20 protein-coding genes are annotated in these 19,025 nt (G+C 72.0%); 7 read left to right on the top strand and 13 right to left on the bottom strand.

Translation table 11 applies throughout. The features are described from left to right. Nucleotides 1–43 precede the first annotated feature (43 nt). Nucleotides 44–1,303, top strand: a complete 1,260-nt coding sequence (locus RIN75_RS14020; protein WP_309112325.1) for a PucR family transcriptional regulator — start codon at nucleotides 44–46, stop codon at nucleotides 1,301–1,303. 142 nt (nucleotides 1,304–1,445) lie between these two features. Further along, complete coding sequence (locus RIN75_RS14015) at nucleotides 1,446–2,771, top strand: serine/threonine-protein kinase (protein ID WP_309112324.1); 1,326 nt, start codon at nucleotides 1,446–1,448, stop codon at nucleotides 2,769–2,771. Nucleotides 2,772–2,777: 6 nt separating this feature from the next. Here the strand turns inward: RIN75_RS14015 and RIN75_RS14010 are convergent, their stop codons facing one another. From RIN75_RS14010 to RIN75_RS13970, 9 genes are all read right to left on the bottom strand, one after another. After that, nucleotides 2,778–3,734, bottom strand: coding sequence for an LLM class F420-dependent oxidoreductase (locus RIN75_RS14010; protein ID WP_309112323.1), 957 nt, complete (start codon nucleotides 3,732–3,734; stop codon nucleotides 2,778–2,780). Nucleotides 3,735–3,743: 9 nt separating this feature from the next. Beyond that, a complete protein-coding gene (locus RIN75_RS14005) occupies nucleotides 3,744–4,391 on the bottom strand; it encodes an HAD family hydrolase (protein WP_309112322.1) in 648 nt (215 codons plus the stop codon). A 43-nt stretch (nucleotides 4,392–4,434) separates the two neighbouring features. Further along, nucleotides 4,435–5,160: an alpha/beta hydrolase gene (locus RIN75_RS14000; protein ID WP_309112321.1), complete on the bottom strand. Its 726-nt coding sequence runs from the start codon at nucleotides 5,158–5,160 to the stop codon at nucleotides 4,435–4,437. Next, nucleotides 5,157–6,449 (bottom strand): wax ester/triacylglycerol synthase family O-acyltransferase, encoded by a 1,293-nt coding sequence (locus tag RIN75_RS13995; protein WP_309112320.1) that lies wholly within the window; start codon nucleotides 6,447–6,449, stop codon nucleotides 5,157–5,159. The genes RIN75_RS14000 and RIN75_RS13995 overlap by 4 nt, the downstream gene beginning before the upstream one ends. A gap of 530 nt (nucleotides 6,450–6,979) precedes the next feature. Continuing rightward, nucleotides 6,980–7,894, bottom strand: coding sequence for a sensor histidine kinase (locus tag RIN75_RS13990; protein WP_309112319.1), 915 nt, complete (start codon nucleotides 7,892–7,894; stop codon nucleotides 6,980–6,982). Nucleotides 7,895–7,947: 53 nt separating this feature from the next. Beyond that, the gene (locus RIN75_RS13985) at nucleotides 7,948–8,442 is read right to left on the bottom strand and encodes a GNAT family N-acetyltransferase (RefSeq protein ID WP_309112318.1); all 495 of its coding nucleotides are present in this window, start codon (nucleotides 8,440–8,442) and stop codon (nucleotides 7,948–7,950) included. A gap of 10 nt (nucleotides 8,443–8,452) precedes the next feature. Next, nucleotides 8,453–8,821 carry an SRPBCC family protein gene (locus RIN75_RS13980; RefSeq protein WP_309112317.1) on the bottom strand — a complete coding sequence of 123 codons (369 nt, stop codon included), beginning with the start codon at nucleotides 8,819–8,821 and terminating at the stop codon, nucleotides 8,453–8,455. After that, entirely contained in the window at nucleotides 8,818–9,285 is a 468-nt protein-coding gene (locus RIN75_RS13975) for an STAS domain-containing protein (RefSeq protein ID WP_309112316.1), read from the bottom strand. The genes RIN75_RS13980 and RIN75_RS13975 overlap by 4 nt, the downstream gene beginning before the upstream one ends. A 15-nt stretch (nucleotides 9,286–9,300) precedes the next feature. Next, the gene (locus RIN75_RS13970) at nucleotides 9,301–10,200 is read right to left on the bottom strand and encodes an exopolyphosphatase (protein ID WP_309112315.1); all 900 of its coding nucleotides are present in this window, start codon (nucleotides 10,198–10,200) and stop codon (nucleotides 9,301–9,303) included. Nucleotides 10,201–10,488: 288 nt separating this feature from the next. Here RIN75_RS13970 and RIN75_RS13965 point away from each other — a divergent pair, with 288 nt between their 5' ends. Then, complete coding sequence (locus RIN75_RS13965; RefSeq protein WP_309112314.1) at nucleotides 10,489–10,905, top strand: proprotein convertase P-domain-containing protein; 417 nt, start codon at nucleotides 10,489–10,491, stop codon at nucleotides 10,903–10,905. A gap of 67 nt (nucleotides 10,906–10,972) precedes the next feature. Here the strand turns inward: RIN75_RS13965 and RIN75_RS13960 are convergent, their stop codons facing one another. From RIN75_RS13960 to RIN75_RS13950, 3 genes are all read right to left on the bottom strand, one after another. Beyond that, complete coding sequence (locus RIN75_RS13960) at nucleotides 10,973–11,767, bottom strand: hypothetical protein (protein ID WP_309112313.1); 795 nt, start codon at nucleotides 11,765–11,767, stop codon at nucleotides 10,973–10,975. Nucleotides 11,768–11,839: 72 nt separating this feature from the next. Continuing rightward, the gene (locus tag RIN75_RS13955; protein ID WP_375295953.1) at nucleotides 11,840–12,646 is read right to left on the bottom strand and encodes a peptidoglycan-binding protein; all 807 of its coding nucleotides are present in this window, start codon (nucleotides 12,644–12,646) and stop codon (nucleotides 11,840–11,842) included. A gap of 110 nt (nucleotides 12,647–12,756) precedes the next feature. Beyond that, entirely contained in the window at nucleotides 12,757–13,302 is a 546-nt protein-coding gene (locus RIN75_RS13950) for a DUF4262 domain-containing protein (RefSeq protein WP_309112312.1), read from the bottom strand. Between the two features lie 109 nt (nucleotides 13,303–13,411). On the opposite strand from RIN75_RS13950, the gene RIN75_RS13945 reads away from it, so the two are divergent. Genes RIN75_RS13945 through RIN75_RS13930 form a run of 4 tightly spaced genes read left to right on the top strand, consistent with a single transcriptional unit; the run spans nucleotide 13,412 to nucleotide 16,815 of the window. After that, nucleotides 13,412–13,960 carry a YbaB/EbfC family nucleoid-associated protein gene (locus RIN75_RS13945; RefSeq protein ID WP_309112311.1) on the top strand — a complete coding sequence of 183 codons (549 nt, stop codon included), beginning with the start codon at nucleotides 13,412–13,414 and terminating at the stop codon, nucleotides 13,958–13,960. 10 nt (nucleotides 13,961–13,970) lie between these two features. Continuing rightward, nucleotides 13,971–15,479 (top strand): WXG100 family type VII secretion target, encoded by a 1,509-nt coding sequence (locus RIN75_RS13940; protein WP_309112310.1) that lies wholly within the window; start codon nucleotides 13,971–13,973, stop codon nucleotides 15,477–15,479. Then, on the top strand, nucleotides 15,476–16,216 hold the full coding sequence (locus RIN75_RS13935) for a hypothetical protein (RefSeq protein ID WP_309112309.1): 741 nt from the start codon (nucleotides 15,476–15,478) through the stop codon (nucleotides 16,214–16,216). Before RIN75_RS13940 ends, RIN75_RS13935 begins: the two co-directional genes overlap by 4 nt. Next, a complete protein-coding gene (locus RIN75_RS13930) occupies nucleotides 16,213–16,815 on the top strand; it encodes a hypothetical protein (protein ID WP_309112308.1) in 603 nt (200 codons plus the stop codon). Before RIN75_RS13935 ends, RIN75_RS13930 begins: the two co-directional genes overlap by 4 nt. Nucleotides 16,816–16,819: 4 nt before the next feature. On the opposite strand, the gene RIN75_RS13925 is transcribed toward RIN75_RS13930, so the two are convergent. Then, nucleotides 16,820–18,988, bottom strand: a complete 2,169-nt coding sequence (locus RIN75_RS13925; RefSeq protein ID WP_309112307.1) for an esterase-like activity of phytase family protein — start codon at nucleotides 18,986–18,988, stop codon at nucleotides 16,820–16,822. Between the last annotated feature and the right edge of the window lie 37 nt (nucleotides 18,989–19,025).

Genomic DNA, 19,025 nt, shown 5'->3' with positions numbered 1-19,025 from the left:
ACCGAAATGGATAACTTCCGGCCACGGCATGTACAAAGTGTCCATGCCGTTGACGCTGGCGCGCCTGGCCCGCGAGGTCGGGCTGACCGTGCACGTCGACACCGGGCTGGACCGGCCGGTGTCGTGGGTGCACAGCACCGAGCTGGCCGACCCGACGCCGTTCCTGGAGGGCGGCGAGCTGCTGCTGACCACCGGCATCGCGCTCGGCCCGTACCGGGCGTACGCGCGGCGGCTGGCGGACGCGGGCGTGGTCGGCTTGGGTTTCGGCAGTGGACTCAGCCACGCGAGCGTGCCGGGGGAGTTGGTCGAGGCGGCGCGGTCGGCGGGGCTGGCGGTGTTGGAGGTGCCGCGCGCGGTGCCGTTCATCGCGATCACCAAGGCGGTGTCGCGGGCGGTCGCGGCCGACGAGTACGCGGCGCTGACCCGGACGAGTGAAGCCCAGCGGGCGTTGACCCGGGCGGCCCTGACCTCGCCGGCGGCGGTCGTGCGGCGGTTGGCCGGGTTGCTCGGCGGCTCGGCGGCGCTGCTCGACGCGAACGGCGAGTTCGTGCACGTCAGCGGTGACCTGCCGGAGCTGCGGGCGGAGGCGGCCCGGCTCGGGCGCGGGCCGGCGGGCTCGGCGTGGCGGGCGGGGGAGCGGCACCTGGCGTTGCAGGTGCTGGGCCGGCACGGCTACCTCGCGGTGGCGACGCCCGAGCCGCTGGACGCGGTGGACCGGACCGCGGTCAACACGGCCGCGTCGCTGCTCACGCTCGCGCTGGCCGGGTCGGACGCGGTGGACGTGGTGCGGCGGGAGCTGCGGACCGCCCAGTTCCGGCTGCTGCTGGCCGGGGTGCCGGTGGCGGGGGTGCCGGCGGGGGAGTTCCGGGTGTTCCTGGTGCCGCGAGGGGAGCCGTTCTGGGCCGAGCACGAGGGCGACTTCGTGGTCCTCGGCGACCGGGTGGACGGGCCGTTCCACGCGTCGAGCCCGGTGGATGCGGAAAGCGTGGCGCGCGGGTACCGGGAGGCGTTGCGGGCGCGGGAGGAGCGGGTCGCGTTCTTCGAGGACGTGCCCGGGTCGGGCCTGCTGGCGCCGGACGCCGCCGCGCACGCCGAGACGTTGCTGGCGCCGTTGGACGAGCGGCTGCGGGAGTCGTTGCGGGTGTGGCTGGCGTGCCACGGCCAGTGGGACCCGGCGGCGGCGCGGCTGGGCGTGCACCGGCACACCATGCGCAACCGGATGCGGCGGGTGGAGGAGTTGTTGGGCCGCTCTTTGGACTCGCCCGGGGTGCGCGCCGAGTTGTGGTTCGCGTTGACCGCATAAATGTCAACTGGGAATGAACAGTTGTTTGTGACGAGAGCACTACGGGTAGTTGTACCCGAAATGTCGAACCGGGTAGCTACTCCTGCCGGCGTGCCGGTAGTTTCCCGGGCACGGCTCTGTCGGGGCAGCGGAGGTCAGCCGGATGTGGGACGGGGACCTGACCGGTGAGGTCGTCGACGGGCGGTACGCCCTGGGCGGTCTCTACGGGTCCGGCGGGATGGCCGAGGTCTACCGGGCCTTCGACACCCGATTGGACCGCAAGGTCGCGATCAAGGTGTTCCAGGGGACCGCGACGCCCGAGGACCAGATCCGCCTCGACCGCGAGGCGCAGATGCTCGCCGAGCTGGACTGCCCCGGTGTCGTCGCGGTGTACGGGACGGGGTCCTTCCGGGGGCGGCCGTTCTACGTCATGCAGGCCATCGAGGGTGGCACCCTGCGGCGGCGGATGCGCGAGGCGCTGGCCCCCGAGGTGGTGGCGCGCATCGGGTCGCAGGTCGCCGAGATCCTGGCGCACGTGCACCGCAAGGACGTGGTGCACCGGGACGTGAAGCCGTCGAACATCCTGCTGGCCGCCGACGAGCGGCGGGCGTACCTGGCGGACTTCGGCCTGGCCCTCCAGGCCCAGGTCACCCGCGTCACCCGGTCGGGTGTTCTGGTGGGCACCGCCGGGTACCTGGCGCCGGAGCAGGTGCGGGGCGCGGAGGTCGGCCCGCCCGCCGACGTCTACGCGCTGGGCCTGGTCCTGCTGGAGTGCCTGACCGGCCGGCCCGAGTACCCGGGCGGCGACACCGAGGCGGCCCTGGCCCGCCTGCACCGGGAGCCGCGCATCCCGGCCAACCTGCCCGCCGAGTGGGTCGACGTGCTGACCGCGATGACCCACACGCTGCCGAGCAAGCGCCCCACGGCCGCCGCGTGCGCCGAGATGCTGGCGGTGGCCGAACGCGCCAGCACCGGCCTGCGCCCCCTGGTGGGCGTGGAGGTCGCGCAACGCGTCGAACAGCCCCCGGCGGCTGCCGTCCCGACCGGCAAGCGCCGCCGCACGGCTCTCCTGGTGGGTTCCGGGGCGGCCCTGCTGGGCGTGGTGGCCCTGGTCCACGCGGCCACCCTGATCTCCCGCCCGGACCCGTCCGACCTGCGCCAACAACTGGACGCGCCGGCCCAGACCAGCACTCCCGCCGGGCACGTTCAGGTGGGGTCGAACCCGTCGACGGTGACGGTGGTCGAATCGGGCAAGCTCATCGCGGGCCCGCCGCAGGACCCGCACACGGTGGTGGTGACCACGGTGACCACGACGGTGCTGGAGCAGCCCGGCGGCCAGCCGAAGCCCACCACGATCAACGAGGACCCGGACCCCGCACCCGTCAACCCGACCGACACGACGACCCGGACCCGCCGCACGACGTCACCGCCGACCCCGGAACCGCCGACGCCGGAACCACCGTCACCCAAGGTGGGCGGCCGGGGCTGACCCGGGTCAGCGCAACGCCGGCAGCAGGTCGGACTCGGCGAACTCCAGGAACTCCTCCTGGTTCTCGCCGCCGATCTGGACCAGCGCGAGATCGGTGAACCCGGCCTCGGCGAACTCCCGCACCGCCTCCGCGATCGGCCCGACGTCTGGACCGCACGGGATCTGCTCGGCCACGTCCGACGGCCGCACGAACTGCGTCGCGCCCGCGAACCCGGCGGGTCCGGGCAGTTCCGAGTTGACCTTCCAGCCGCCCGCGAACCAGCGGAACTGGTCGTGCGCCCGCTTCACGGCCTCGTCCTCCGACGGGTCCCAGCACACCGGCACCTGGCCGATCTTGCGCGCCGTCCGGCCCTGGAAGACGTCCCAGTCGCGGCACAGCTCCGCGTTCGGCTCGGTGGCCACCATGGCGTCGGCCAGGGGCGCGAACGTTTGCACCGACCGGCTGCCGGACACCGCCACCGCGATCGGCACCCGTCGTGCGGGCAGGTCCCACAGCTTCGCCGAGTCCACCCGGAAGTGGTCGCCCGCGTAGTTCACGTACCCGCCGTCGAACAGCAGCGAGATGATCTCCACCGCCTCGCGCAGCAGCTCGTGCCGCACGTTCACCGGCGGCCACCCGCGTCCCACGACGTGCTCGTTCAGGTTCTCCCCGGCGCCCAGGCCCAGCGTGAACCGGTCGTCGGACAGCAACTGCACGGTCGCCGCCTTCTGCGCCACCACGGCCGGGTGGTAGCGCATGGTCGGGCACGTCACGTAGGTCATCAGCTCGACCCGGTCGGTCACCTGCGCCACCGCGCCCAGCACGCTCCACGCGTACGGCGCGTGGCCCTGCTCGTCCAGCCACGGGAAGTAGTGGTCGCTCATGACCTCGAAGTCGAACCCGGCCCGCTCGGCCCGCGCGGCGTGCGCGACGAGCGCCTTCGGCCCGGCCTGCTCGGTCATCAGGGTGTAGCCGATCCGCACGGTCCTCTCCTAGGCCATCGGCAGGTCGGTCAGGTCCGCCCGCAACTGGTCGAGTTCCTCGTAGACGGTGGACGCGCCGGCGTCGAGCAGCTCGGCCTCGCCGAACCCGCCGGTCCGCAGGCACACCACCGGCAGCCCCACCCGGTGCGCCGCCTCGCAGTCCCACACCGAGTCGCCGATCACCACCGCGCGCCCGGACGAGTCGACCCGCTTCAGCGCCACCTCGATGAGGTCGGGCGCGGGCTTGGACTCCTCGACGTCGTCCGAGGACGTGGACACCACGCCCTGGGCGTCGATCAGCTTCACGTAGTGGTCGACGTGGTGGCGCTTGCCGGAACTGGCGAGCACCACGGCGAAGTCGTGCTCCAGGGCGGCCTTCACCAGCCGGTGCGCGCCCTCCAGCGGCCGGACCTCGGCGAGCATCGGCTCGAACGCGGCCTCCCACGCCTTGCGGATGCCGTCGCCGTGCTCGTCCTCGACGTGCTGCCCGGCGACGGCGGCGACCAGCTTGTCGCCGCCCATGCCGATGGCGCGGTGCAGCTTCCAGGTGGGCACGGTGATGTCGAACCGGCGGAACGCGCGGAACCAGGCGACGGCGTGGTGGTAGTTGGTGTCCACGAGGGTGCCGTCCACGTCCAGGACCAGCGTGTTGCTCATACCGCCGTGGTTAGCCCGGTCGGGGCACCGGCAAACCGGCGCGCTAGCCGAGGAACTCCTGGACCAGCCGGATCCACTCGGTCGGGGCTTCCAGCGACGGCGCGTGCCCGCTGTCCAGCTCGGCCCACCGCGCGCCGGGGATGGCGTCGGCGAGCGCACGGGTCGACGAGGGTGTGATCAGGCGGTCGTGCTTGGTGCCGACGACCAGGGTCGGCACGTCGAGCCGCGGCAGGTCGTCGGTGACGTCCACCCGTTCCACCAGTTCGAGCTGCTCGTCGGTGCCGGGCGGGACGGTCAGCGACATCAGTTCGAGGAACCCCTCGCGCTGGTCGGCGGGCATGGCGCGCTCGAACGGCTCGCCCAGCACCACCGACATCTGGAACCCCGCCAGTTCCATGCGGTCGCCGCCCTTCAGCAGCCGCCGCCACGTCTCGGTGCGCGCCCGCGACTCGTCGTCGAGCCGGGCGAAGCCGGCGGTGAGGACCAGCTTCGCCACTCGTTCGGGATGCCGAACCGCGGCGCGGACGGCGACCGCGCACCCCAGCGAGTATCCCAGGACGTCGAACGTCGGCGTGTCGCCCGCCGAGGCCACCACGCGGTCGGCCAGGTCGTCCAGGGACAGCGGACCGGCGGCGCGCGGTGTGGTGCCGGAACCTGGGTAGTCGACGGAGAACACCTTGCGGGTGCGGGACAGGACGGGGATCAGCGGGCTGAAGTTGGCGCGGACGGAGCCACCGGCGCCGTGGGCGAGCACGAGAGCTGAGGTCACCTCCGCGATTCTGCCGGGACTCGGCGGTGCAGGGCGGCGAGTTCGGTGCGCAGCGCGTGCTGGAGGCGGCGGGACTCGGCGAGCCACGGCTGGTTGGTGTGCAGGCACACGTGCACCCCGGACCGGTAGGACGACAACGCGACTCCCACCGCGTGCCCGGCCGCGACCGGCGGCACCGGGTAGACCTCGCGGAGTTCGGCACCGTCGAGCCGCAACGGGATGGCGGGGAGCGGAACGCTGGTCACCAGCGCGTCGAACAGCAGCGGCGCGCACTTGCCCGCGATCGGCGCGGCGATCCGGTGCACCACGGGCGGGATCCGCTCCGCCAGCAAGGGCAAGGCTCCCGCGCCGCGCTCCGCCCCCGCCGCCTTGTGCCGCGCCATCTCTTCGCGGACGAGTCGGAGGCGTTGGAGCGGGTCGGCTTCTCCGACCGGCAACTCGCAGAGGTATCCCGAAATCCGGTTGCCGGCTTGGGTTGTTCCCCGCCGCGCCACCGGCACCAAGGCCCGCAAGGTGGTGCCCTCGTCTGCGGATCCGTGCGCGGCCAGCCACTGGCGCAGTGCTCCGGTCACCAGCGCCAGCATCACGTCGTTGACCGTGCCGCCGGACTCCCGCCGAACCCGGTGCACCTCGTCCACCCCGATCCGCGCCATCACCACCTGTCGTCGGCGGGTGGAGAGGGAGACGACGGGCGATCTCCGGACTGGCGGTCGAGCACTGCGAACGACGTCCGATGCGATGGAAGCCGCCCGCGCGACTTCTTTGACCGACTCGACCAACCCGGTTCGCCGGTCGGTACTTGTCGGGATGGCCGGGCCGCGCTCCATTCCGTCCAACAACCGAAGCCCCAGCCCGACCGCTTTCATGCCGTCGCACAACGCGTGGTGCATCTTCACCACCACCGCGAACCGGCCCCCTCCCAGTCCGGTGACGACGTGCACTTCCCAGGGTGGACGGTCGAGGTCGAGGGGCTTGCTCATCAAATGCGAAACCACCGCGCCGAATCGTTCGCTCCGGTCGTTTCCGCGGAGGTGGTGGCCCATGACGTGGTCCTCGACCGCGAAGCCCGGGTCGTCGACCCAGGTCGCACCGCCGGGCGGCACCCAGGAGAAGCGGACCCGGCGGCGCAGGGCGTCGATTTCCAGGGCTCGTTCGGAGAGGAGCGACACTATTCGGGCCGGGTGGACGGGGGTGTGCGGGGTGAAGGTGGCGACGGCGCCGAGGTGCATGGGGTTGGTGGCGTCTTCCATGCAGAGGAATGCCACGTCCAAGGAACTCAACTGGGTCATGGGCGGCCTCGCTGGTTGGGATCGTCCAGACAACCAGACGGGGATGACGAGAATGTGGCAGGCACGTGACACACCCACGACATCTCACCCGATCGTGCGACGTCGGCCCGCGTAGATCTTAAAGCTCTTACCACTCTTCGAGAAACGCGCGTAGCGCTCTCAAGCGAACGCGCTGACGCGCTCTAAGGAAAAAAGCCGGCTTGGGAGGCCGCCAGTGGGGGGAAGGGCGCCGGTTCCCCCACCGCATGGCCTGGCAAAGCCAACCACAGATTTCCCGGGTGCCGCTAAAAACTTTCGCTCGTTCCTCGCAAAACTTTTTGGCCGCACCCGGGAAATCTGTGGTGCCCTTCGGGCAGGCCATACGGTGGGGGAACCGAAGCCCCGCCGTGGCTGGGAGCCAGCCCGCCGCGCGGAGCGCGGCGCAAAAAGCAGCCGCTGCGCGGCGAAAGGCGGGCGGCTGCGCGGCGAAAGAGCGCCGCTGCGCGGCGAAAGAGCTGTTGCCCGGCTGAAAGCGGTCGGGTCAGCGAGGGTTAGCCCATGTAGACGCGGATGGTGGTGCCGTCCGACCGGGAGTGGAGTCGGACCAGGTCGCACAGCAGGTTCACCAGCATGACGCCGAACCCGCCCCGCGCGTGCGGCCCCGGATTGCCTCGACCGACCATCGGATCGGCAAACCGGCCCCGGTCCCGGACCTCGCACACGACCGTCGGGCCCTCGCGCCACAGCAGCAACGTCCCGCGCCCGTTGGCGTGCACCACGCTGTTGGTCGCCAGTTCGTTCACCGCCAGCACCAGGTCCTCGACCTGGTTCGGGGTCAGCCCGGCCTCGACCGCGTACGACGCGACCAACTGCCGCATCTCCACCAGCGTGTCCAGGTCGAAGCGCCGGGCCACCGCGTCGGACGGAGGGGGCGGCAACGGGAGGTTGAAGTCCTCGGCCGTGAGGAACGGCTCGCGGTAGGCGTGGCTGGGGCGGCGGCGGGTGCCCTCCAGGACTACCGGGTGGGTGGTTTCGGCGTCACCCAGGACGTCGGGAGTCAGGCTGCTCGCGTCGTACGGGCACAGGATCCACGCGGGTCGGTCCTCGAAGGCCGTGTTGATCAAAGCCTCGTGTTGGACGCAGGCCGGGTACTCCAGCTCCGTCCGGTCGGCCCAGACCGGTTCGCCGACTATGCGGACGGGATCGCCGCGGGCGGTGTCGGTGAAGGTGGTGAGGACGCCGGGGATGATGCGGCCGGGGTTGCGGCCGGCGGTGCGCATGTCGAGGAACTCGACGTGGTCGGCGTCGGCGGCCAGGGCGTCGCGGAGCAGGTCGATGTTGGGTTGGGGCACGGCGACCAGGACCGGCTGGCCGGCCGCCAGGCCGTCGCGCACGAACGGCACCGTGCCGGTGAGGAACTGCTCCGCGTCGCGGTAGAGCAGTGCCTCGTGCACGAAATCGACCACCGGGGAACCTCCGAACGGGCTGCGATGGGAGGTCTGCCCGTTCAGTATCACCCTCAAACCCCGCGCCGAGGACCCCTCGCGAGGCACACGCGCGTCGCCGGGTCGAGACCGCGGGCCGCCTCCGCCTCGACGATCGCCGCCAGGCCCGGCGTCGGGGCCGTGACCTCGTGGAACCCCAGGCGCCGGTAGTACGGGGCGTTCCACGGGACGTCGCGGAACGTGGTGAGGGTCAGGCCGGCCAGGCCGCGGGCCGTGGCCCAGGTCTCGACGTGGTCGAGGAGGGTCGCGCCGATGCCGCGGCGGGCGTGGTCGGGGTGGACGCTGATCTGCTCGACGTGGGCGTGGCCGTCGACCTCCACCGCGGCGACCCAGGCGACGGGGTCCGGGTCCGCGGCCACCCACACGTGCGCGTGGGCCAGGGCGTCCAACGGCATCGGGTCGTCGTCGGCGATCTCGGGCATGCCGACGGCGCGGAACGGTTCGCCGGAAGCGACCTCGATGGCCCGCAACAGCGGGAACTCGTCGGATCGGGCGGGGCGGACGTGCACGCGGCCATGATCAGCCGGCGGTGAAGGTGGCCTCAACTTCTTTCGCGAGGGCGTCGAGCAGGCGGCCGGCGAACTCCTGGTCGTCCGGTTCCACCTCCAGTTCGGCGACGCTGTGGCCGGCGCCCAGCGGGCTCACGGTCAGCGCGCCGCGGCGGGTGGGGTCGGCCAGGGACTCCCACGTCAGGCGCAGGTGGTCGAAGTCGGCGGCCAGGCGCACCTGGGTGAGCCGGCCCTGGTGGCGCAGGATGAGGATGTCGTCCTCGGCCAGCCCGACGACGTCCAGCGGCGGCGGCAACCAGTCGGCGAGCCGCTGGGGCTCCACGGCCGCCGCGAACACCAGGTCGGGCAGCGCCGGGATGTCGCGTCTGTGCGTGGTCACTCGGCCGGGTTACCCGGCGGACGTCCCTCATATGCCGAGCCGCTGCTCCCGTCGCCCGAAGCGCCGTCGCTCGGAGGTGCGGCGGTGAGGCCGTGCGCGTCGGATGCGGTGCGTTGTTCGGGCACCGCCCGTCCGGCCGCCGCCGAGGCGACGTCGGGGAAGTGCGGGAACAACCGGTCCAGGTCGGTCTTGCCGAACACGCGCCGCACGTGCGGCGGCACCGCGGCCAAGCGCAGCCACCCGCCCGCCCGTTGCGCCCGCGCCCGGGTCCGCACCAGCGCGCTCATCGCCTGCGCCCCGCAGAACGCCACCCCGGACATGTCCAGCACGATCCGGTCCCGGCCCTCGGTGACCAGCCGGTCCAGCTTGTCCAGCACGCGGCGGGCGCCCGCCAGGTCCAACTCCCCGGTCGCCACGACCACCGCGCACCCCGTCCGGTGGGCCTCGACCGACAACGCCAGCATCCCCCGCCAGTCCCTTCACGCCACCCGGCAAGCCCCTGTGCCCGCGTCGTCCAGGAGGGTGAGCAGCAGCCCCTCCCGGCTCGACCACGGGCAGATCACCACCTCGTCGTGCCCCGTCGCGCGCATCAGCGTCTCGGCCACCACCGCGCCCGCGTGCGCCTGCCCGGCGCGGTGCCGCGAGATGCCGGGGAGGGCCGCGCGCTTGGCGGGCGGCATCGACTCCAGGCGCGGTATCCAGCGGCGCAGGTCCGTCACGTGCAGCGAGCGCGGCACGGCCACGCCGTCGCGTTGCGGGCGGGCCCCGGCGAGCCGCGCGAGCTGCTGGAACACCTTCGAGCAGCCCACCGCCCGGTGGTCGCGGACGTCCCCGAGCAGGTCGGCGACCTGGCGGCGGACCTTCTTCATCGACACCGGCCGGCGCGTCACGGCCCGCGCCCCGTACGGCAGGGACCCCACCACGACCGGCTCCGCTCCGTCACCGGCCGCGAGTTCCACCGTGCCGCCGCCGATGTCGAGCACCAGCAGCGGACCCGCGCCGAACCAGCGCCGGGCGGCCAGGTAGGACAGCCGCGCCTCCTCCGCGCCGGACAGCACGTGCAGCGCCACCCCGGTGCCGGCCGCGATCTCGGCGAACACCTCGGGCGCGTTGGGCGCGTCCCGCAGGATCGACGTGGCATAGGGCAGGACGTGCGTCACCCCGGCCCGATCGGCCACCGCCAGCGACTCCCGGACCGCGCCCACGACCTGCTCGATCCCCTTGCGGCGCACCCGCGCGGCGTCGTCGAGGGCCTGGTCGAGCCGCAACCTGACCTTGTGGTTGAGCACGGGTCGCAGCCCGTGGTCGGCGACCACGAGCAGGTGCGCGCTGAAGCAGCCGACGTCAAGCACGCCGATCTGTCTCCCGCCTTCGGACATTGCGTTACCGCCAACCGCGACTCGACGAGGTACGAGGGATGCCCACCGCGACATCGGGTGAAACCACGCTTTAGTTTGCGTAGCCCTACGTACTACTACCCGGATTGTTCACGTTCCCGCGTCGCCCGAAGGTGGGTTCCACGTGGCCGTCGGTCTTCACCAACCCCTGCTGGACGGCCGAGTGGAACGGAGAACCCCCGATGCGACAAGATCGCTCGACCCGGCGACGGGTCGTCACCGCCTGCCCGGCGGCGTTCGGCCCTCACCGGCAACGCCACCGCCGGCGTGGTGAAGAACGCGGGTTCGGGCTCGCCGAACAAGCTCCTCTACACCGGTTTCATCGGCGGCCCGCCTTCTTGTGGCGGCGGTTCGAACACCGACGACGTGGCGATCCCGGACGCGGGTGCGGCGGTGACGTCGTCGGTGGTGGTGTCCGGCTGTGATGGTGTTGGTACGGCGTCCACTTCTGTGAAGGTGGACATCAACCACTCGTACACCGGTGATCTGGCCATCGACCTGGTCGGGCCGTCGGGTGCGGTGTTCGTGTTGCGCAAGGCCGGCGGCGTGGGGTCGTCGGCGGGCGTGCACGAGACGCTCACGGTGAACACGTCGTCGGAGACGAAGAACGGCACGTGGAAGCTGCGGGTGACCGACGTGTACTCGTACGACACCGGGAACATCGACGGGTGGAGCATCACCTTCTAGTCCAACTGTCCGGTGCCGGTGGAAAGGCGGGCGGTGGCTCACAAGGCCACCGCCCGCCTTTCCGCGGTCAGGTGATGAACTCGTAGACGACCGCTTCCGAGCGCAGTCCGCCCGGGTCCACCGAGCGCACGTACAGCTGGGCGAACCCGCCCGGTGGCTCCACCCGAACTTCCACCCGGCCACCGGGGCTATCGGCGCGGATGGTGCCTGGGGCGGAGAAGGGCTCTGCGCACACCAGTTCGTCGTACGCCTGGACCTGGCAGGTCTGGCCCGGGGTCTCCTCCTCGAACCCGTACTCGAAGCCCGCCACGTCCGGGTTGCCGCCGCCGTCGAGGACGAAGACTCCCGGTTCGTCGGCGGGGGAGGGGCCGCTGGAGGCCGGTTGGTAGTTGGGGGAGGTGACTGCGGGGTGGGGTGGGGGGACGGTGTCGACGGTGTAGTGGCAGGGCGGGGACCACGGGACGCCTGGCAGGCGGGCATGCCAGGAGTACGCGCGGCCGTGGGGGAACGGACCGGGCATGGACGTCCACGCGACGCCGGACGGGGTCACGGGCACGGCGGGGCGTTCGATGCGTTCGTCCGGGTTGTCCTGCGGCCACAGGGCGAAGTCGACGGTCTGGTGGGGCTCGGGTTCGAGGACGCGGACGGCCAAGCGGTCGGGGTGGGTGTGGACGGTGGCGGCGCAGGGGAGGCCGCCGTTGCGGAAGTCCATGATGGACGGACGTGCGGCGGCCGTCGTCGCCAGGACCAAGGCGACGACGGCCGGGACGACGACGGCCGGGACGACGACGGCCGGGGAGGCGAGGGCGGGTGTGGCGAAAGCCGGGGAGGCGGAGGTCGGGGGAGCGAAGAGTCTTCGCATGGTGCTCCTGTGCGGGCTTGCGGGCGGGGTGCGCACAGGTTCGCACGCTTGATCGTTTCCCCGATCGGGCGATCAGCGCTGGTACTCCTCCCAGGTCTCCTTCGGCGTGACCACGGGACCGTCGTCGGGACCCCGGTTGGCCAGGCCGTTGTAGCCCAGGTAGTAGTCGCCGGCCTGGTGCTGGGCCGCGGTGGACAGGTCCGGGTCGGCCAGGGCGATGGCGTGGATGTGGTAGGCGAAGCCCTGGTCCGGTGTGCGGATCCAGGCCGCGAAACCGACCTGGCGCAGGACGCGGGCGACCGTGGTGCGGGTCGTCGCGGTCATGCCGGACACGGAGATGTCCAGCGCGCCACCGCCGTCGTGGGTGCCGGCCGAACCCGGGTTGCTGGTGTTGTACGAACCCTGCGTGATGCCGAGCGTGCGGCCGAGCAGGCGTTCCGCCTCCACCAGCATGGCCTTGGTGCGGGTGTTCATGGTGGCGTTGTGGTAGGTCGTGCGGCTGCCCGCCGACACCAGGCGGGTGACCGTGTAGCGGTTCTCGCCGAGCTTCTGGATGGACGTGGGGCCGGGGAACCCGGAGGCGTCGAGGCCGGTGTAGCCCAGGGAGCGCTGGTAGGCCGCGTACGCGTCGACCGTGCGGGTGCCGAAGTGGCCGTCCACGTAGGTCGAGGGGAGCAGGCCCTTGGCGTTGAGCGCGCGTTCGACCTGGAGCACGCTCTCGCCGCTGCCGGGCGTGATGGCGGAGTCGGCCCGCCGCGGGTCGATCTGCGCCGCCTTGAGGACGGCCTCCATGTTGACGACGGGCAGCGCCGCGCCCGCGGGCACGGGTGCCAGGAGCACGCCGACGAGCACGCCGACGGCCACCGCGATCCGGGTGATCACGTCCACCTCCACCGGTTGTCGGGAGCAACCAACTGGTGCCCCAGTCAAGCGCGAACGAGCCGGTGTTGGCAATGGTTGACTTCAGATGAACGAAGTTCGTTGACAATTCACGCGTCCGGGGCGGTCCACGGCCCTTCGGGGTGCCGCGCGCGGTCCAGCCACAGGTGGGGCTGGAGGTCGGCGAGTCCTTCGGCGAACCCGTCCTCGCCTGGGAACTTCCCGGCCTTGTCCGGCCACAGGCACTGGACGAACCGCAGGCCCTCCGTGTCGCGGTAGAAGCCGAGGGCGGTGCCGAAGAACGTCTTCGGCCAGTCCGCGTGGACGTCGGCGAACAACACGCGGTACCCGCCGCCGAGCACCTCCTCGACCCGGTCGCCGGCCGCGGGCGCGCGACCCTCCCGCACCAGTTCGCCGACGGCGTTGAGGACGGGGTGCAGCACGTCCGTGTCCAGCCCGAACATCGCGACCTCGGGCACCCGGAAGGAGTGCCACAGGCCGACGGTGAACGCCCAGCCCGCGCTGATGTCGTCCTCCGGGATCATGATCACGCCCCACCCGAGCCGGCGGACGTCCTTGACGAGCTCGCGGTCGACGGCGTCCAGGCCCTTCCGGCCGTGGTCGCGGCACACGAGGCACGCGCAGTCGGGATTCACCCGGACAGCCTAGGCGGCCGACCGACCCCGTTCCGGTCACGCGGCCGCCACGGCATTGCTACGGTTGCGCCCGATGGGGCAACGCCTGCGGTGACAGGGGGACGAACAGGTGCCGGATCGCAGGGCACGGCTGGACGACGCCATCCGTTCCTTCCGGGAACAGGCCGGCAAGGTCGCCCAGATCAAGGACAAGCTGGCGGAACTGCGCGGCCAGGCGCGCAACGGGGACGGGTCGGTCGTGGTGACCGTCGCACCGTCCGGCGCGGTGCTCGGGTTGCAGCTCTCGCCCAACGCCATGCGGATGAGCCACACCCAGCTCCAGCAGGAGATCCTGGGCACCATCCGGCAGGCCACGCAGAACGCCGCGCAGGCCCTCCAGGACACCGTCGGGCCGGTGCTGGGCGACAAGGCCGCGCAGTTCCGGGAAGCGTTCGGCGCGCACTCGCCGATCCAGCCGCTGGGCCCGGAACCGGTGACCAACGTCCCGCCGAACGCACCGCCGCAAATGCCGCCGAGGCCGCCCGTGCCGCAGGCGCCGCCGGCCGGACCGCCGCAGGCGCCGTGGCAGCAGCAGAACCGACCGCCGGTCACGCGGAACCGTCCGCCCGCCCCGGAAGTCGGAGACGACGACGAGGGCTTCGGATCGATCTTGAGGTAACGGGGGGACAGTGACCGGCTACGACGTCGACAGCGGCGCGCTGCTCGCGCACGGCAGGGGCTCGCAGGAGGCCGCGGGCAACTTCGGCCAACTCGCCACGCTGCTGGAGCAGGCGCGCGTGTCCGACGACTGCTTCGGCCCGCTGGGCGAGCTGATGGCGTTCAAGTACTTCGACAGCCTCCAGGAATGCCAGGACATGGCTGACAAAGCCAAGACGTTCATGGAGGGCGTCGCCGAGCGCGCCGAGCAGACCGCGCAGACCTACCTGGAGGTCGAGGACCTGATCCGGTCCGCGTTCACCGACCTCGACAAGGGCATGAGCGGCCCGGGTGGCCTCGGCAGCCTCAACAGCGCGGGGGCGAGCAAGAGCAAGGGATTCTTGGAGCAGCACGCCGGTTACGGCAGCTCGTGGGTCAGCACCGCGGGCGACGTCGCCCGCGCGAGCAGCCCGCCGGACGTCGCGATCGCCGCGGTCAACGCCCGCATGGAGCAGCTCCAGCTGGTCATGAGCCCCGGCCAGTCGTTCGTCGACAACGGCCTGGGCTTCCTGATCGGCCTGGTGATCAGCCCGATCGTGGAGTTCGTGCTGGAACCGGCGATCGGCGACCCGGAGCAGATGCGCAGCACCGCCCAGGGCTGGTCGAAGGTCGCCGAGTGGCTGGACCAGGCCGGTGAGCACGAGAACAACCGCGCCCAGGCCACCGCGGAGGCGTGGAAGGGCGCGGCCGGCGACAAGTTCCGGCAGCAGATGGGCGAGTTCGCCGAGGGTGCGAAGGCGTTCGCGAACGAGATCCGCAACGTCCAGCAGATCCTGGAGATCGCGGCGGACCTGTTCGACGCGTTCGTCGAGATCTGCATCGACATCCTCCAGGAACTCGTGATGGGCCTCATCATCGAGTGGCTGGCGGCGATCGCCGCGTCCTGGATCACCGCGGGCGGCTCGCTCGGCGCGGCGGGCGCGATGACCACGGCCCAGGTGTCGATCGCGGGCGGCCGGCTCGGCATGAAGGTCAGCCAGCTCCTGAGCAAGCTGATGCCGCTGATCAAGCGCCTGGAGGACATGCTCCAGGCGCTGCGCAAGGGTCCGTTGAAGAAGCTGGTGGAGCAGGCCGAGGGGCTGCGCGACGGCAACATGGCGCAGAAGTGGCTGGCCCGCCAGATCGACGCGAACCCGCTGGCCAAGATCGTGACCAAGGCCGACGCGTCGCCGCGCATGGTCAACGGCGTCGAGGAGGCCGCGACCATGGCGTCCAAGACCGGCAACCGGTTCGCGGCCCGCTACGGCGTGGACGGCGACGGCGCGAACGCCCTGACCACCAACCTCGCCGAGGCCGGCCTGCGCATGGCGGGCATGTCCGGCACCACGCACGTGCCGACCGCGATCACCAACGGCATCATGGAGAACGCGCCCGGCCTGGCGATGGAGCAGGGCATCAAGTACGGCTACGACAAGGCGCAGGACCCGTCTTCGGATGAGGAGCGGCAGGACGCCATGAACCGCGGGTTCGAGTACGAGTGAGCAACTTCAGCGCCGCGCCCGGGGCCGGGCTGGTGTCCCGGCTCCGGGTGTGCCGTCCCGGCGAGCAGTTGTTGTGGGCGACCGCCCGCAGCGCCTTCTACCTGGACGTGGAAGGACTCGACGAGGTCGGCAACCCGCGCAAGAGCCTGCTCGGCCGGGGTGCGCGCGCCGTGGGGCGCGGGGTCGGCGAGTTCGCGGTGGAGTTCGTCGGCTCGATGGTGTTCGGGCCGAGCGAGGGTGACAGCGGGAGCAACAACAAGCCCGTGGCCGACCACCTGGTGTTCGGGCCGGGGCCCGGGTGCCTGGCGCACCAGGCGGTGCCCGCCATCGGCACACCCGGGCAGCGGCACGGCTCGGTGTGGACGCTGACCCCGCAGCGGCTCGTGGTGTCCCGGGTGGTCGTGCCGCAGGCAGAGCCCGAGCCGGAGAAGTCGTTCCTGGGCAAGACGATGAGCTTCGGCAAGAGCGTCGTGGACTTCGGCGTGGACGTGGCCAAGATCGTCGCGGGCAGCTACCACGACTACGGGCCGAACACGTCCGGCGAGCCGGTGGTGGTGCCGGAGATGGCGCAGGTGCACGAGTTCCCGCGCGGGCAGATCGCGGGGGTCGCGCCGTCCGAGCGCAAGGGCAAGCCCTGTCTTCGAGTGTCTTTTGTGGATGGTTCCGGGGTGGATTTCGTGTTCGCGGCGCCGGAGTTCGTGCACCGGGCGGTCGAGCTGACGAATGGTGCGCGATGACGACCTTCGACGTGAACGACGAGATCGTGGAGCGGGAGCTGGGGCAGTTCTGGCTCGCGCCCGGTGAGCGCCTGGTGCTGGGCCTGCCGCCGATCGAGGCGCACGTGGCCGCGCGGGTGGGCGCGGAGGTGCGGGTGCCGTTCCGGGCGGTCGGCGAGGTGCCGGAGCTGGACCTGGGCAAGGAGCACTGGCCGCTGCCCACCGAGCACGTCACCGCGCAGCCCGACGTCGACTGGGTGGACGACCTGAGCGTGGGCTACTTCGTCCTGGCCCGGCAGAACTCCGACGCGGCGGTCCGGCTGGCCGACCACTTCGCGCACTCGCGCGGGCAGGCGCGGCTGGCGGTCAGCGACCGGCGGGTGGCCGTGGTGTACCCGACGAAGTTGTTGCAGCCCAAGGACCCTCAGACGGTGTTCACGACTTTCGCCGAGGTGCCTGCGGTGCAAGTTGCCCGCTTGGACTCGGTGTTCGCCGGCCACGGCCTTGGTGTGCCGCCGGTGGTGAGGCTGTCCTTTGTGGACGGTTCTGTGCTGCACCTGCGGGATGCGTTCGCGGGAGGAAAGGTCCGGCGGGCGTTGGAGCGCGCCGCCGGACGGTAAGCGCTTAGCGGATCCAGCCCAGGCGCAGGAAGACCGACTCGCCCGGCGCGTCGTCCAGTCCGTCGTTGTGCACCGCGCCGACCAGGCGGCGCAGCGGGCCGAAGCCGACCACGGCCAGGCCCTCCGGCTTGTCGTGCGCGGTGCCGCCGCCGGCGGTCGACGCGGGGAGCAGGTCGCGGGCCAAGGTCTTGTGCAGCAACGGCTTCGGCCGGCCGAACGGCACCGGGGTCACCGCCGACACGTCGACCCGGTAGACCTTCTTCGTCACGGCCGCGTCACCGCGCTGGTTGTCCCGCTCCAGCACCAGGAGCGTCCGGTCGTCCAACGCGGTCAGCTCGGACAGCCCGACCCAGCCGGTGGTCGGCGCGTCCAGCGGGTAGGCGACGAAAGCCCACTCGCCCGTCGCGGGCGTGAACCGGGCCAGCGCCACCTGGCCGGGCAAGTCGGTCTTCCACTCGCGCTGCACGGCCACCCACACGTGTTCGCTGGCCAGGGCCACGCCCTCGAACCCGTTGCTCGACGCGGTCGCGGCCACCTCCGCCGGCAGCGGCACCTCCCGCACCACGGCCCCGGACGCGTCGACCTCCACCAGCAGGTTGGGCAGCTTCTTGCCGTTGCCCTCGGCGGCCAGCCAGAACCCGCCGCCGGGCTTGGCCGCGATGCCCTCGCCGTCGTAGGAGGCGGGCGCGCCGTCCTTGGTGACGGTCAGCTCGGACCGGACGCGGGCGGGCGCGGCGGTGGTGTCGATGGTCAGCACGCGGGTCGGCCGGTACGCCGAGTCGGTCACCGCGACCACGTTCCGGTAGTCGCCGGGGACGCCGGAAAGTCCGGACAGGGCACCGAAACCGATGCCGTCGGACACGATCGACGGCGCGCCCTCGTTGCGCGCCAAGGACACCGCGAGCGGCTTGTGGGTCAGGCGGTAGGACGTCAGCGACGACCGGATGCCGTCGTCGGCCGCGTCCTCCTCGGCGGACACGACGAGCGTCCCGGTCGCCGGGATCGGCAACAGGCCCTCCGGTCCCACACCGGTCGGCAGCGCCTGGACGAACCGGGGCTTGCGCGGGTTGTCCACGTCGTAGACGGCGACCAGGTTGGCCCGCTCCATGCCGACGAACGCGTAGCGGTGCCGCCCGAAGGTCGCCACGGCAAGGCCTTCCGGCTCGACGCCCTTGTTGTCCGACCGGCCGTCCGGGTACTGGCCCTGCCGGATCGCGACCTGCTCCAGTTCGTTGCCGGACGAGAACACGACCTGCCCGGACCCGGCGTCGAACACCGTCCACGTCCGCGAGCCGCCCCGGTAGTCGCCCTCGTCGGCGGTGGCCAGGGTGCGGTCGTCCAGCCACGCCACGGCGTCCGGCTCGCGCGGGGCGGTGACGGTCGCGGTCGGGTCGATCCGGCCGTCGTCGGCGACGTCCACGCCGGCCACGGTCGCGGTCCCGGCGGGGAAGTGCCGCACGACAGTGCCGGTCCGCAGGTCCACGACCGCGATGTGGTTGTTCTCCTGCAACGTGACCGCGGCCTCGTCCCGGCCGTTGACGCTGACGTACTCGGGCTCCGGGTCCTCCGGCGCGACCTGCGCGAGCCCGGTCAGCCCGACCCGGCGCACGGTCCACGCGGTGGACGGGCCGACCAGGTCCACCACGGCCAGGAACCCGGCCGGCGCCTGCGGCAACGCGCCGTCGTTGACGTCCTCGTCGCGCTCGTTCTCGATGGCGATCGCCGCGTACCGGCCGTCCTTCGAGATGTCGATCGAGTCGGGTTGACCGCCCAGGTCGTGCGTGGCCACGACGGCCCGCGTGTCGACGTCCACCACGAGGAGTTCACCGGACGCGGTCCCTGTCCGCACGGCCACCAGCGCGAGCCGGCCCACGATGTCCACGGAGGTCGGCTCGCCGGGTACGGCCAGCACGCCGCGCGGGGTCAGGCGGCCGTCGCGGTCGACCCCGGCGAACCCGATGCGTTCGGCGGGGGAGTCGGTGTAGACGACGGTCCGGCCGTCGGCGGTGGCGGCGGCGATCTCGGCGGCGGTGTGCTGCGCGGCATCACTGTTCCGGAACACCGGCAACGTGGCCACCCGCTCGAACCGCTCGGGCGCGGTCGCCGCGGCGGGCGACACCGAAGACACCAAGCAGGCCACCACACCCGCCAGCACACCAACCCGACGCGCCACCCGGACCTCCCACCTTCGACGGTCCGCGCTTTGTAGC

Source organism: Saccharothrix sp. (assembly GCF_031180885.1).
Classification (GTDB): domain Bacteria; phylum Actinomycetota; class Actinomycetes; order Mycobacteriales; family Pseudonocardiaceae; genus Actinosynnema.
This window is presented reverse-complemented; position numbering and strand designations above follow the sequence as displayed.

What these genes read in the sequence shown, in the direction of transcription:
- RIN75_RS14020 (WP_309112325.1), top strand. Translation starts at nt 44, where the DNA reads ATGCCGTTGACGCTGGCGCGCCTGGCCCGCGAGGTCGGGCTGACCGTG.
- RIN75_RS14015 (WP_309112324.1), top strand. Translation starts at nt 1,446, where the DNA reads ATGTGGGACGGGGACCTGACCGGTGAGGTCGTCGACGGGCGGTACGCC.
- RIN75_RS14005 (WP_309112322.1), bottom strand. Translation starts at nt 4,391, where the DNA reads ATGAGCAACACGCTGGTCCTGGACGTGGACGGCACCCTCGTGGACACC.
- RIN75_RS13995 (WP_309112320.1), bottom strand. Translation starts at nt 6,449, where the DNA reads ATGACCCAGTTGAGTTCCTTGGACGTGGCATTCCTCTGCATGGAAGAC.
- RIN75_RS13975 (WP_309112316.1), bottom strand. Translation starts at nt 9,285, where the DNA reads ATGCTGGCGTTGTCGGTCGAGGCCCACCGGACGGGGTGCGCGGTGGTC.
- RIN75_RS13970 (WP_309112315.1), bottom strand. Translation starts at nt 10,200, where the DNA reads ATGTCCGAAGGCGGGAGACAGATCGGCGTGCTTGACGTCGGCTGCTTC.
- RIN75_RS13960 (WP_309112313.1), bottom strand. Translation starts at nt 11,767, where the DNA reads ATGCGAAGACTCTTCGCTCCCCCGACCTCCGCCTCCCCGGCTTTCGCC.
- RIN75_RS13930 (WP_309112308.1), top strand. Translation starts at nt 16,213, where the DNA reads ATGACGACCTTCGACGTGAACGACGAGATCGTGGAGCGGGAGCTGGGG.